The organism is Pseudacidovorax sp. NFM-22, assembly GCF_021401245.1.
In the GTDB taxonomy this organism is placed as follows: Bacteria; Pseudomonadota; Gammaproteobacteria; order Burkholderiales; family Burkholderiaceae_C; genus Xenophilus.
In genome coordinates this window covers 88,826-102,427 of the sequence record NZ_JACBFY010000002.1, presented here as the reverse complement: position 1 = coordinate 102,427, position 13,602 = coordinate 88,826, and the positions used below count along the sequence as shown (strand labels likewise).

At 69.8% G+C, this 13,602-nt stretch carries 10 protein-coding genes; 5 read left to right on the top strand and 5 right to left on the bottom strand.

The annotated features are described in order from the left end of the window. Positions 1-130 precede the first annotated feature (130 nt). From L0984_RS06145 to L0984_RS06135, 3 genes are read left to right on the top strand one after another with little or no spacing between them, the layout of a single operon-like run. A complete protein-coding gene (locus tag L0984_RS06145; RefSeq protein ID WP_234192879.1) occupies positions 131-1,105 on the top strand; it encodes a Bug family tripartite tricarboxylate transporter substrate binding protein in 975 nt (324 codons plus the stop codon). A 3-nt stretch (positions 1,106-1,108) separates the two neighbouring features. Continuing rightward, on the top strand, positions 1,109-2,323 hold the full coding sequence (locus L0984_RS06140; RefSeq protein ID WP_234192878.1) for a CaiB/BaiF CoA transferase family protein: 1,215 nt from the start codon (positions 1,109-1,111) through the stop codon (positions 2,321-2,323). Between the two features lie 52 nt (positions 2,324-2,375). After that, positions 2,376-3,542, top strand: a complete 1,167-nt coding sequence (locus L0984_RS06135; protein ID WP_234192877.1) for an acyl-CoA dehydrogenase family protein — start codon at positions 2,376-2,378, stop codon at positions 3,540-3,542. A gap of 909 nt (positions 3,543-4,451) precedes the next feature. Here the strand turns inward: L0984_RS06135 and L0984_RS06130 are convergent. Both L0984_RS06130 and L0984_RS06125 read right to left on the bottom strand, forming a co-directional pair. Beyond that, entirely contained in the window at positions 4,452-5,660 is a 1,209-nt protein-coding gene (locus tag L0984_RS06130) for a CaiB/BaiF CoA transferase family protein (protein WP_234192876.1), read from the bottom strand. A gap of 13 nt (positions 5,661-5,673) precedes the next feature. Further along, positions 5,674-6,636, bottom strand: coding sequence for a Bug family tripartite tricarboxylate transporter substrate binding protein (locus L0984_RS06125; protein WP_234192875.1), 963 nt, complete (start codon positions 6,634-6,636; stop codon positions 5,674-5,676). 142 nt (positions 6,637-6,778) lie between these two features. Here L0984_RS06125 and L0984_RS06120 point away from each other — a divergent pair, with 142 nt between their 5' ends. Further along, entirely contained in the window at positions 6,779-7,666 is an 888-nt protein-coding gene (locus L0984_RS06120; RefSeq protein ID WP_234192874.1) for an SMP-30/gluconolactonase/LRE family protein, read from the top strand. Positions 7,667-7,696: 30 nt separating this feature from the next. Here the strand turns inward: L0984_RS06120 and L0984_RS06115 are convergent, their stop codons facing one another. Next, positions 7,697-8,107 carry a MarR family winged helix-turn-helix transcriptional regulator gene (locus L0984_RS06115; protein WP_234192873.1) on the bottom strand — a complete coding sequence of 137 codons (411 nt, stop codon included), beginning with the start codon at positions 8,105-8,107 and terminating at the stop codon, positions 7,697-7,699. Between the two features lie 171 nt (positions 8,108-8,278). Here L0984_RS06115 and L0984_RS06110 point away from each other — a divergent pair, with 171 nt between their 5' ends. Beyond that, a complete protein-coding gene (locus tag L0984_RS06110; protein WP_234192872.1) occupies positions 8,279-10,021 on the top strand; it encodes a tannase/feruloyl esterase family alpha/beta hydrolase in 1,743 nt (580 codons plus the stop codon). A gap of 54 nt (positions 10,022-10,075) precedes the next feature. Here L0984_RS06110 and L0984_RS06105 read toward each other — a convergent pair whose 3' ends face one another. Both L0984_RS06105 and L0984_RS06100 read right to left on the bottom strand, forming a co-directional pair. Continuing rightward, entirely contained in the window at positions 10,076-11,866 is a 1,791-nt protein-coding gene (locus L0984_RS06105; RefSeq protein ID WP_234192871.1) for a tannase/feruloyl esterase family alpha/beta hydrolase, read from the bottom strand. Positions 11,867-11,986: 120 nt separating this feature from the next. After that, on the bottom strand, positions 11,987-13,543 hold the full coding sequence (locus tag L0984_RS06100; protein ID WP_234192870.1) for an MBL fold metallo-hydrolase: 1,557 nt from the start codon (positions 13,541-13,543) through the stop codon (positions 11,987-11,989). Positions 13,544-13,602: the final 59 nt, after the last annotated feature.

Genomic DNA, 13,602 nt, shown 5'->3' with positions numbered 1-13,602 from the left:
CAAGAGCGGCCTGGATGCGGGATGGCGTCTGTCCAATATAGCGAAACAGCGTTTGGCGCCGGACTGGCGCCTCCCTAGTCTTCGGGCCCTGCCGCACCCCGAGGTGCCGGCCACCACCGGAGACAACGACATGCTCAAGCAACTGATGGCCGCCACGCTGGCGGCCGGCCTGGCGCTGGCCGCCCCCCTCGCCGCGGCGCAGGCCGCCTATCCCACCAAGCCGATCCGGCTGGTCGTGCCCTTCGCGCCCGGCGGCTCGGCCGACGTGGTGGGCCGCCTCATCGCGGAGGAACTGCGCGCCGGCCTCGGCCAGCCCGTGGTGGTGGACAACCGCCCCGGTGCCGGCGGCAACATCGCGGGCGACATGGTGGCCAAGTCGCCCGCCGACGGCTACACGCTGCTGCTGGCGGCGGCCGGCCCCATCGCCATCAACCCCAGCCTGTATGGCCGCATGCCCTACAACCCGGCGACCGACCTGGCGCCCGTGGCCCTGCTGGCGCGCGACCACCAGCTGATGGCCGTCACGCCCTCGGTGCCGGCGCGCGATGTGCGTGAGTTCATCGCCTATGCCAAGGCCAACCCGGGCAAGGTGTCCTTCGGCTCGCCGGGCAACGGCACGCCGGCGCACCTGGGGGGCGAGCTGTTCAACCAGATGGCGGGCACGCAGATGGTCCATGTGCCCTACAAGGGCAGCGCCCCGGCCATGAACGACCTCATCTCGGGCCAGATCACCGTGATGATCGACAACATGCCCGCGCTGCTGCCGCAGGTGCAGTCCGGGCGGCTGCGGGCCCTGGGCGTGGCCAGCCCTGCACGCGCGAGCGGCGCGCCGGACATTCCCACCGTGGCCGAATCCGGCCTCCCGGGCTTCAACGTCACGGCGTGGAAGGGGCTGATGGCGCCGGCCGGCACGCCCAAGCCCATCGTGGCGAAGCTCAACGAGGTGGCCGTCGCGGCCGTGGCCAAGCCCGAGATCCGCAAGCGCCTGGTGGACCTGGGCGCCGAGCCCGGCGGCGGCAGCCCCGAGGACTTCGGCGCGCTCATCGCCAGGGACAGCCGCAGCTGGGCGGCGCTGGTCAAGTCGACCGGCGCGCGGGTGGACTGAGGGATGGCCGACACCTTCGATCCCCAGCAGGGGCCGCTGCACGGCCTGCGCATCCTGGACATGGCCACGGTGGTGGCTGCCCCCTTCGCCGCCACGCTCTGCGCCGACCTGGGCGCCGAGGTGACCAAGCTGGAGCTGCCCGACGGCAGCGATGCCCTGCGCTCGCTCGCGCCGGTCGAGCCTGGCCATGCGCTGTACTGGAAGGTGCTCAACCGCGGCAAGCGCGGCATCACGCTGGACGTGCGCACCGACGCCGGCCGCGCGCTGTTCCTGCGCCTGGTGGCCGGCATGGACGTGCTGGTCGAGAACTTCCGCCCCGGCACGCTGGACCGCTGGGGCCTGGACCTGGCGACGCTGCACCGGGCCAACCCGCGGCTCATCGTGCTGCGGCTCACCGGCTTCGGCCAGACGGGGCCCTATGCCGGCCGGCCCGGCTTCGCGCGCATCTTCGAGGCCATGGGCGGGCTGGCCCACCTGACCGGCGAGGCGGACGGCCCGCCGCAGCATGTCAACTTTCCGCTGGGTGATTCGATGGCGGGCCTGTTCGGCGCCTTCGCCATCGCCGCCGCGGCCGCCGAGCGGGCGCGTTGCCCCGATGCGCCCGGCCGCGAGATCGACCTGTCGGCCACCGAGGCGCTGCTGCGGGTGCTGGAGCCGCTGGCCGTGGAGCGCGAGCGCAGCGGCCAAGCGCGCCAGCGCAGCGGCGCCCGCGCCACCTACACCGCGCCTTCCAACATCTACCGCACGAAGGACGGGGACTGGATCACGCTGGTGGGCTCGTCCGACGCCATCTTTCGCCGGCTCTGCGCGGCCATGCAGGCGCCCGACATGGCGGCCGATCCGCGCTTCGCCACCAACCCGCTGCGGGTGCGCCACCTCGATGCGCTGGACGGCCGCGTGGCCGCCTGGTGCGCCGCGCACAGCCATGACGAGCTGCGGGCTGCACTCGACGCGCACTCGGTGCCCTTCTGCAAGGTCTACGACATCGACGACGTGCTGGCCGACCCGCACTTCGCCGCGCGCGGCGCCATCGTGCGGCTGCCCGATGCCGACCTGGGCTCGGTGCCCGCACCGGCCGTGGTGCCGCGCTTCGGCGGCCATGCGCCGCAGCCCCCGCGCACCGGCCCGGCCGTGGGCGAGCACAACGCCGAGGTCTTCGGCGCGCTGGGCCTCACGGCCGAGGACCTGCGCGGGCTGCGCGCGGCCGGTGCGCTGTGAGGCGCTGGCGCCCTTTCTTCTTTCCCTACTTCTTCCTGCCGCCGACACGACCATGATCCGCGACACCGCCGCCTTCGACGAAACCCTGCAATCCCTGCGCCGCTATGTGCGCGAGCGCCTGATCCCTCGCGAGGCCGAGGTCGAGGCCCGCGACGAGGTGCCGGCCGACCTGGTGGAGGACATGGCGCGCTTGGGCTTCTTCGGCTGGTCCATCCCCGAGGCCTGGGGCGGTATGGGCATGACGACCGAAGAGCTGGTGCTGGCGGCGATGGAACTGTCGCAGGCCTCGGTGGCCTTCCGCGCGCGCGTGGGCACCAACACCGGCATCGGCTCCGAGGCGCTGGTGGCGGACGGCACGCCGGCGCAGAAGGAGCGCTATCTGCCGCTGCTTGCCAGCGGCCAGTTGACGGGCGCCTTCGCGCTGACCGAGCCCGAAGCCGGCTCCGACGCCACGGCGCTCAAGACCACGGCCGTGCGCGACGGCGACCACTATGTGCTGAACGGCACCAAGTGCTTCATCACCAACGCGCCCATCGCCGGCCTCTTCACGGTGATGGCGCGCACCGATCCGCAGGACGCGAGCGCGCGGGGCATCAGCGCCTTCCTGGTGGAGCGGCACATGCCGGGGCTGTCCACGGCCACGCCGTATCGCAAGATGGGCCAGGCCGGCTCGCCGGTGTCGGAGGTGCATCTGCAGGATTGCCGCGTGCCGGCCAGCCATCTCATCGGCGGGACGGAGGGAACGGGCTTCAAGACGGCGATGAAGGTGCTGAACAAGCAGCGCATCCATCTGGCGGCGTTGTGCACGGGCCCGGCGATCCGCATGCTGGACGAGGCCATCGCCTGGACGGCGCAGCGCCGGCAGTTTGGGCAGCCGGTGGCGGCCTTCCAGCTGGTGCAGGCGTTGATCGCCGACTGCCAGACCGAGATCCAGGCGGCGCGGGCGCTGATCCTGCAGACGGCGCGCGAGCGCGATGCGGGGCGGGACGTGACGCTGCAGGCGTCGATCTGCAAGTACTTCGCCTCCGAGATGTGCGGCCGCGTGGCCGACCGATGCGTGCAGATGCTGGGCGGCACGGGCTTCATCCAGGGTCACCCCATCGAGCGCTTCTACCGCGATGTGCGGCTGTTCCGCCTGTACGAGGGCACGAGCCAGATCCACCAGCTGAACATCGCCAAGCGGACGATTGCGGCGGCGGGGTATCGACTGGGGGATTGAGGGGGCGGTGGTCCGCGTCGACCGGTCGTGATTGCTGGGCTTCGGGCTTTCGGGCTGTGGGTGTTCGGTGCTTGGCGCTCGCTGTTCGTTGCTCGGCGGTTTATGGGGGCGCACGGAGAGTCGAGGTGCGAGTGCCGCGAGGCTAAGCCGGCAGAGGGCGCCGGCATGCGCGCTCCCGGTGCACGCTCGCGCTGACCGGCTGGCCTCACCACACGGGTGCCCGCTCTCCACCGACGTGCTTGCCGCACTGCACGGCGCCGCGAATGGCACCTCCGCACGCACACCGGCACCCTCCGCCTCGACGCTGCGCCTGAACGGCCGGGTTCGGCCGCCCGGGTCCTCACTCCGTTCGCCCTGAGCTTGTCGAAGGGCAGAGCGGCGCGCGGCGCATATGCCCGGCGGTGCTTGAGTCGCCTGCTTGCTGCCCATAGGGACGGGGCTTCGACAGGCTCAGCCCGAACGGTCTGGGGTTGACTGGTCTGCCTTATCTCGAAACGCCAGGACCTTATGAACCAGGACCAGGACCAGGGCCCGGGGACCCCAGTACCCCAGGACCCCAGGACCCCAGGACTCAAGGACTCAAGGACTCAAGGATTCAAGGACTCAAGGACTCAAGGACTCAAGGACTCAAGGATTCCACGGCCCTGATGGCCTTAAGTCCCCACGACCTGAACGGGGGAGGGCTCGCGCGCAGCGTCGAGGCGGAGGATGCCGGTATGCGTGCGGAGGTGCCATTCGCGGCGCCGTGCAGTGCCCAAGGCGCGTCGGTGGAAAGCGAGCACCCGTGTGGTGAGGCAAGCCGGTCAGCGCGAGCGTGCACCGGGAGCGCGCATGCCGGCGTCCTCTGCCGGTTAGAACCCCGGGCGTGAGTGCATCCCGGGCGTGAGTGCATCCCGGGAGGAACCAGCGCTACCGGATCACCTGCCGCGCCCGCAGACCTTCCAGGTCGCTGCCCTGCAACCCCAGCAACTCGCCCAGCACCTCGGCCGTGTGCTCGCCCAGATGCGGCGGCGGCTGGTGGACGGGCGCGCGCTGGCCGTCGAAGACGTAGGGCGGCGCATGCACGCCCTGCGTGCCGGCTTCGCTGTCCTCGAAGCTGTGCCACAGCCCCACCTCGCGGGTGCGGGCCGAGCCGAGCGCTTCGTACAGCCCCAGCACCTCGCCGCATGGAATGCCGGCCGCGTTCATGCGTTCGATCAGCTGCGCCCGCGGATGCTTGGCGATCTCGGCCAGCAGGATCGGCAGCAGCACGGCGCGGTGCTTCGAGCGCTCGGTGTTCTGCGCGAAGCGCGGGTCCTGCGGCAGGTCGGGACGTTCGATCACGGCCTCGCAGAACTTGCGGAACTGGCCGTTGTTGCCCACCGCGATCACCACCGGCCCATCCGCCGCGTCGAACACACCGTACGGCACGATCGACGGATGCGAGTTGCCGAACTTGGGCGGGTCGGCCTGTTGCATCCAGGCCGTGAGGCCGTAGTAGGACGTGATCATCATCCCGCCGTCGTACAGCGACATCTGGATGTGCCGGCCGCGCCCCGTGCGGTGGCGCTCGTGCAGCACGGCCAGGATGGCCTGCCCCGCGTACATGCCGGTGAACATGTCCACCGCCGCGATGCCGAACTTGAGCGGGCCCTGGCCCTCCTCGCCGTTCATCGCCATCAGGCCGGTCTCGCCCTGGATCACCAGGTCGTAGCCCGGTCGCGCGCGTTCCGGCCCCAAGGCCGAATAGCCGGCGATCGAGCAGTAGATGAGGCCGGGGTTGAGCGCCTTCAGGTCCTCGTAGCCCAGCCCCATCTTCTCGGCACCGCCGTGCTTGAAATTCTGGATCAGCACATCGCTCTTCGCCGCCAGCTGCCGCGCCATGTCGCGGCCCTCGGGCGTCTGCAGATCGATGGCCACCGAGCGCTTGTTGCGATTGCAGCTGTTGAAGTAGGTGGTGTTGTGCTGGCCGATGCGCAGGCCCCAGTCGCGCGTGTCGTCGCCGCGGTCCGGATGCTCGACCTTGATCACCTCCGCGCCCAGGTCCGCCAGCGCCTGCGCGCACAGCGGGCCCGCCATCACGCGGGACAGGTCCAGCACACGCAGGCCGGCGAGCGGGGCGGGAGAGAAGGACGTCATGGCGGGCGGGGCTTCAAGTGCCTTGCTTCGGGATGTTCAGGCTCTGCAGCAAGGGCAGCCAGCGGTCCGATTCGGTCTTGACGAAACGGTCCAGCTCTTCCGGCGTGCTGCCGCGCGGCTCCATGCCGATGGCGCGCGCGCGGGTCACGAACTCGGGGTCGGCGATGACCTGGTTGACGGCCTTGTTCAGCTTGTCGATGGCCGCGCGCGGCGTGCCCGACGGCACCGAGAACGAGTACCAGAGCGTGGCCACCATGTCGTAGCCCATCTCCTTGAAGGTGGGCGCATCGGGCACCTGCGGCAGGCGCTGGTCGTCCATCACGCCCAGCACGCGCAGCTTGCCGGCCTTGATGTAGGGCAGCGAGCCGGTGATGGACGTGCCATGGATGTCGATCTGCCCACCCAGCAGTGCCTGCAGCGCCGGCGCATCGCCGTTGAAGGGGATGTGCGTGGTGCTGAAGCCCTGCGCCCGCTCGAAGGCGATGGGCGCCAGGTTGGTCAGGATGGAGGCGCCCGGCGAGCCGCGGTTGATCTTGCCGGGGTTGGCCTTGGCATAGGCCACCATCTCCTTGATGTTCTTGTAGGGAAGGTCGGTGCGGCCCACGATCACCGAGGGCTGGTAGGCGATCTGCGTGACCGAGGCGAAGTCCTTGGCCGGGTCGTAGGGCAGCTTGTCGTACAGCGCGATGTTGTTGGCCAGCGTGCCCAGCGACGAGACCAGCACCGTCTGGCCGTCCGGCTTGGAGCGGGCCACGTAGTCGGCCGCCAGGATGCCGCTGGCGCCCGGCTTGTTCTCGATGATGACGTTCATGCCGTGCTTGTTCAGCTCCTGGGCCAGGATGCGGCAGTACTGGTCGGTGCCGCCTCCGGCGGCGAAGGGCACCACGATGCGGGTGACGTTCTGCTGGGCGAGGGCTGGGCTCAGCGCGCAGGCGCCGAGCAGCAGGCCGGCCAGGAAGTGGCGGCGGTGGGTCATGGCTTGTCTCCGTGTCCTTGGCCCTGTCTCGGGCGTGGCGGCCAGTCTAGGGGGACGTCCACGGACCTTGATCTCGATCAATGAAAAGATGCTTTCCGACTCCTGCACATTGGCCGGCGGCGGTGCTGCCGACACTGCTCGGATGCAGCCGCCGCACCCCGACATCCGCCGCCTGGGCACCACGCGCGACCAGCTGGGCGAAAGCCCCTGCTGGGACGCCGAGGCGCAGGCCCTGTGCTGGATCGATGCATTGGTCGGCACGGTGCACCGCCTGGTGCCGGCCACCGGCATGCTGGCATCGCACGCGCTGCCCGCGCCGCTGGGCGCCATCGCGCCCGCACAGGGCGATGCGGTGGTGGTGGCGCTGCGCCATGGCTTCGGCCGCTACGACTTCGGCACGCGCCAGCTGACGATGCTCGGCGACATCGGTCTCTCGGATGTCGACGTGCGGCTGAACGACGGCAAGTGCGACGCGGCCGGCAACTTCGTCGCCGGCACCATGCACATGAACCGGCCCGAAGGCGCGTCGGTGCGCGGAGGCCTCTACCGCCTGCGGCCCGAGGGCCGCGTGGAGCAGCTGGCCGACGACATCGGTTTTGCCAATGGCCCCTGCTTCAGCCCCGACGGCCGCACGCTCTACGTGGCCGACAGCCTGGCCCGCGTGATCTGGGCCTACGACTACGACCCGCAGGGCCCGCTGGCCAACAAGCGCTGCTTCGTCGAGACCCACGGCTTCGACTCCGGCCCCGACGGCGCCACGGTCGATGCCGAGGGCTTCGTCTGGAGCGTGCTGGTGCGCGCGGCGCAACTGGCGCGCTTCTCGCCCGATGGCATGTTGGAGCGGTGCGTGCCGTTGCCGCTCACGTACCCGACCAGCCTGTGCTTCGGCGGGCCGGGGTATGCACAGCTCTACGTGACCAGCATCTCGCGCAGCGCCCGGCTGGAAGGCCGACTGCCGCAGGACGGCGGGCTGTTCGTCGTCGAGGGGCTGCCCGCGGTCGGGCTGCCGACGCGGCGCTTCGGTGGCTGAGCCGCCGACGTCGTCTTCATCACCGGCCGCTCAGCCGGCCGCGATCTTCAGCAACTGCACCAGCTTGGCGGCCTGCGGCGGGCTCAGGCGTGACAGCGTGGCGTCGCTCACGCCGGCGGCGGCATCCGCCAGCCGCTCGTAAAGCGCGAGGCCCTCGGGGCTCAGCGAGACCAGCACGCGGCGGCGGTGCGTGGGATCGTCGCGGAACTGCACCAGGCCGCGCGCCGCCAGGCGGTCGGCCACGCCCTTGATCGTGGCGGCGTCCATCGCCGTCATGCGCCCCAGCCGGTTCTGCGAGCACTCCTGCACCTGGGCCAGCATGGAGATCACTGCCCATTGCGTGGGCGTCAGCCCATCCAGGGCCTGGGTCAGCAGTTCTGCATTGCGCTGATAGAGCACGCGCAACAGAAAGCCGACCTGTTCTTCGAGTCGATAGCTCATGAAAGGCATTGTGCTTTTCCGTGCCATGCCGGTGCGTCGGCCCTGGCTCGGAATCTGCTAAGTCGCAGCGTCCCATTGTTTGCATGCAAACAATGAAAGCGGCATGGCGAGGCTGCGGACGGTGCTCGCTCCTGTGCAATCTGATTCCAACTCAATCATCGCGAGGGTTCCATGACGAAGATACAAGGATGGTGCGTGACCGGCCTGGCGTCGGCCATCACGGCACTGCTGGCCGCCTGCGGAGGGAGTGGCGGTGGCGGCGTGAGCTTTGTGCCCACCGCCTCGGCGCCTGCGCCCGCGCCGGGCGGCTCTTCATCGACCGCGCCGGCGCCAGCGCCGGCCCCTGTGGCGAGCTTCGAGGCCCAGTGCAGTGCACTGGCCGGGCTGCCGCTGGCCAACGGAAAGCTGGTCAGCGCGGTTTACACGGCGGGCGTGACCAACACGGCAAGCCCCGCATCCTCCACGCCCGACCACTGCCTGGTGCGCGGCGAGCTCAACCCGCGCACCGGCGTCGATGGCAAGCCCTACGCCATCCTCTTCGAACTTCGCCTGCCCAAGGACTGGAACCAGCGCTTCTTCTACCAGGGCGGCAGCGGCGTGGACGGCAGCGTGCCGGCGGCACTGGGCGCCTATCCCGGTGGCGGGGCCACGCGCAACGCGCTGCTGGATGGCTATGCGGTCGTGACCACCGACTCGGGCCACGAGGCGCCTTTCGACATGAGCTCGAACGTCACCTTCCTCTTTGCCGTCGACCCGCAGGCGCGCGACGAGTACGGCGACAAGCAGCTGCCGCTGGTGGCCGGGTCGTCCCAGGTGGTGATCAAGCAGCTGTATGGCATGCAGCCCAGCCGCTCCTACTTCGTCGGCTGTTCGAACGGCGGGCGCCAGGCCATGGTCGCGGCCCAGCGCTATCCGCAGCTGTTCGACGGCATCGTGGCCGGCGCGCCGGGCTTTCGCCTGACGGCGGCGGCGCTCGAGGGCTCGATCTTCCGTGCCCAGGCTGCGGCGGCCGTGGCGCCGCTGGGCACCGATGGCAAGCCCGACATCTTCAATGCACTCACGAGTGCAGAGAAGGAGACGGTGCGCAACCGCATCCTCGCCAGCTGCGACGCGGCCGATGGTGTCACCGACGGCATGGTCAGCAAGCCGAGCGCCTGCAACCCCGATCCGTCCCAGTGGGTGTGCACCGGCGGCGCCACCAGCAACTGCCTCAGCGCCGACAAGGCCGCCTATGTGAAGAAGTTCTTCGAAGGCGCGAAGACGTCGACGGGTCGCCAGATCTACGGACCCTGGCCCTATGACCCCGGCATGATCGACACCGCCGGCACGCCCGCCCAGCTGTACTACGCCATCTTTGCGGGTGAGGCCTCGCACGTGTACACCACGCCGCCGACGGTCACGCCCGACCTGCTCGGCTACGCCCGCACGGCCGACCTGGATGCCGAGTACGCCAAGATCTTCGATGTGTCCGGCATCTACACGCGCTCCGGCCACGAGTTCACGGATGCGGATTCGGCCGACATGGACGCCTTCCGCGCGCGGGGCGGGAAGATCCTCTCCTTCAACGGCACGGCCGACTGGGCCTTCTCTTTCACCGACCTGGCCAAATACCAGGACCGCGTGATCGCCCGCTACGGCCGCACCGAGGCCGACAAGTTCGCCCGTGCCTTCGCCGTGCCCGGCATGAGTCACTGCAGCGGAGGCGCATACGGCACCGACCAGTTCGATGCCTTCGGCGCGGTGGTCAAGTGGGTCGAGCAGGGCCAGGCACCCGATGCGATGGTCTCCACGGCACGTGCCGCCGCCGGCGTGGCCTGGCCGGGCCGCACCCGGCCGCTGTGCCCGTATCCCAAGGAGGCGGTCTACAACGGCTCGGGCAGCATCGAGTCGGCCAGCAGCTTCAGCTGCCAGTGACGAGCCTGCGGGGGCTGCTCCGGCCCCCGCGCGGTCGGGCCCGGGCCAGCCCGCCTACTTGCAGCTGAAGTTCTCGGCCTTCTCGCTGTCGCCGGAACCGTTGTAGCGGGCCACCAGCGGATAGGGGCACAGGGGGCGCGTGCGGTCGGCCGCCCAGTCGGTGGGCAGTTCGCTGTTCACGCCGCCGGCGTTGCCGGCGCCGCGCGCGCTGGCCACGATGCGGTCTGGCGCCACGCCCTGCTCGACCCACTTGACCAGGGCGTCCAGCGCGTCGTATTGGTCGGTCGAGATGCCGCCGCTGCTGTGGTTCATGCCCGGCACGCGGAAGAATCGGACGAAGCGCGCGGCCTTGCCCTTGTTCTCGGCATCGAGTTCTTCGTACCAGCGCTTGGTGTCGTCGATCGAGAACGGCCCGTCCGACATGCCCTGCACCACGATCATCTTGGCCCCGCGGTCACGCAGCGTGTCGAGCTTCGTGGGGTTGGGTGGCGTCATGAAGGACCAGGCGCTTTCGGTGTAGAGCGAATTGGTGGCGAAGAGCTTTGGATAGTCCAGGTCGAAGTTGTAGTTGAAGGCGAAGGCCCGCGTGTTGTTCACGACGCTCGCATCCGGAGGTACCTGGAAGATGATGCCCACGGCCACCGGATCGCGCCCACCGCCCACGGAGTTGTTGAACTTCCAGCTGGCCCAACTGCTGCCGGCCAGGCCCGGGTCGTAGGGCTGCGTGGCATAGAGCTGCTCGCCCCGGCTGTTGACCGGGCCGTAGTACATCGCGTCGATGGCGCTCTTCTGCGCGCCGGTCAGGCAGGTGCCGTCGCGTGCGCCCACGCAGGTGGGCACGTCGCGGAAGAGATTGAAGGCAGTGCGGCAGGCCTCCACGTCCTGCACCAGGCCATCCTTCACGCCATCCAGCGCGTCGCAGCGGTCGTTGATCTTCTGCGCCACCAGCTTGCGTTCGGCCACGGTGAAGGCCGTGGACAGGTCGTTCTCGTCGGTGGCCACCTTGCGGAACTGCTGCGCGCTGTAGAGCTGGGCCGCGGCCGCCTTCGGAAGGTCGAATCCGGGCGAGTTGGCCAGCACGCCGTCGTACTCGGCCGGCAGGCGCGCGGCCGTGACCATGGCATGGCGGCCGCCGTTGGACGTGCCGCCCACATACGAGCGGTCGGGGCCCTTGCCGTAGGCCGCCTTGATGAGGGCCTTGGCCATGGGCGTGAGCTTGCGCACCGCGCCGTAGCCGTAGTCGATGCGGGCCTCCGGGTCGAGGCCGAACAGCGGGTTCTGCGCGCTGCCGTGCCCGGCGTCGGAGGAGATCACGGCAAAGCCGTTGTAGAGCGCATTGGTCAGCGGCCCGCCGCTGCCCACCGCACCCGTGGCATTGGCGACCGAACCGTCGGTGCCGCCGTTGCCCTGGTACAGGTAGCGGCCGTTCCAGGCCAGGGGCAGGCGCATCTGGAAGCCGACCGCATAGGTCTGGCCGTCCACGGGGCTGACGCGTTCGAACATCTTGCCGGTGACGACGCAGTGCGCGCCGATGTTCTTGCCCGCCACCGTCAGGCTCCCGGCCGCGGCTGTGGTCACGCTGGTGATGGTGGTGTTGGCAAAGCTGAAGCCGGACAGCGACGTGCAGTCGCCCTGCAGCGCAGCGCCCACGGCAGCAGTCAGTTGCGGCAGGGCAGGGTCGGTCGGCGTGGCCGGCCCCGCCGCGGGGGGCGCGGCGGGTGCGGGGGCGGGTGCCGCGGTGCTGGGCACGAAGGCCAGCGAAGACGAACCACCACCGCCGCAGGCCGCCGCCAGGGCCGCGGCGGCAAGCGGCAGGCTCAGCCGGCCAAGGGTCGCGAAGGACATGTCTCTTTCTCCTCGAAATAGTTCATTTGAATAATCAATATAGAGTCGGAGTGGAGACGATGAATCGCGTGGAAACCCTTGTGGGAGTGCCGTTTCTGCAGGATCGGGTGCCTTTCCGACTCACGGGCAGGTGCTGCCTTGCGGCAGCAGTGCCGTGATCTGCTGCACGTCGACCAGGCCGATCACGCCGTCGCCATCGGCGTCCAGTCGGGCCTTGTAGGTGCTGTCGCCCGTCCGCGATCCGCTGGCCTGCCTGGCCTGGGCCAGGTCGCGGCACAGGGAGGTCTGCAGGTCCTCGAACGGCGCCTGCGCCTCGCTGCCCAGGTCGACCGTCTGCTCCGTGCTCGTGCCTTCGAAGCGAGCGACCAGTTGCTCGGCGCCGGTGGACAAGGCGGGCGTGGGCACTGCGCATCGCGCGATGCCGTGCGCGTCGGTGGTGGCCTGGCACACGGTCTCGCCCTGGGCGGTGGCGAAGCTCACCGTCTTGCCAGCCACCGGGCCCCAGCCGTTGACGAGGCGGGCCGCGATGCGGTTGGGACTCGGGCTGCCGGCGATGAAGTCGATCGCGCTCACGCGCCACACCGGCACGGCCGTGTCCGGAGCCTTCTTGGCGAGCCAGGCGGCGGTGCATGAATAGCCGATGGCCATGGCCCGCAACAGCTTCTCGTTACCGATCACAAACTGGCTGGGGGACTTCAGGCCCTGCTCGCGGATCTTGTAGATCAGCGAGCGGGAGCCGTCCCAGTAGATGTGGGGGTTGGAGGCCGTGTCGACCTTCAGCGTCTTGATGAGTGCATAGGTGCGTTCCATCGAGTGCAGATAGGCCTGGATCAGGGCCACGTTGTCGGTCACCAGCGACGAGCCGCCCGAGACGAACAGCTTCACATCCTTGCCGCCGTCCTTGGCGCGCACCACGTAGCCGGTGGTGCCCGCGGTGTGGCCTGGGGTCGACAGCACCGTGATCGTGCGGCCGCCCACCACGATGTCGTAGGGATCCTGCACCATCGAATCCAGCTTGACGGGGTCGTAGGCCTTGTTGATCGCGTCGGCCGAGCCCAGGTAGATCGGCGCGCCGGTAGCGGTCTTCAGCGCCAGTGCGCCGCCATCGTGGTCGGAATGCCCGTGAGTCACCAGCACCCCATTCAGCGGCAGGGTGGGCGACAGGCCGAGCTGGGCCAGGGCGGGCAGGTCGTAGTCGCGCATCTCCTGGGCGTTGTTGCCCGCGTCGATCATGACGATGCCGTTGGCATCGCGCAGGATGTACTGGCCGACGTACTCGGTGCCGATGTACCAGACGTCGTCGAACAGCTGCGTCAGCGGCACCCGGATGCTGTTCTTGGCGCGTTCGGCGAGCACGATGGCGTTGTTGTCGTCGGACAGGTTGCAGTAGAAGGCGCGCCAGGGATAGGCCATCTGCGGATCGCCCCCGGTGTTCAGGCGCGAGGCCTCCATGTGTCGTTCGAACTCGGTCTGCTGCACGGCGGGCAGGCCAGGTTCGGCGGGGGGCGCCGGTGTGGGCGCGGGGGCGGGCGCCGGGGCCGGTGCGGCGCCCAGTGCCAGCAGTGCGGGGTTGGCGCCGCTGCCGCCACCGCCGCCGCAGGCCGCGATGGCCAGTCCGCCGACGAGTGCGGCGACGGCCGCGCCGCGCACGGTTCTCTTCTTGCTGTTCTTGTCCATGATGTCTCCTCTTGGTGCTGGGGGGCGCACGCAGGCCGTCCTCGCCGCGTGGGGCGGCG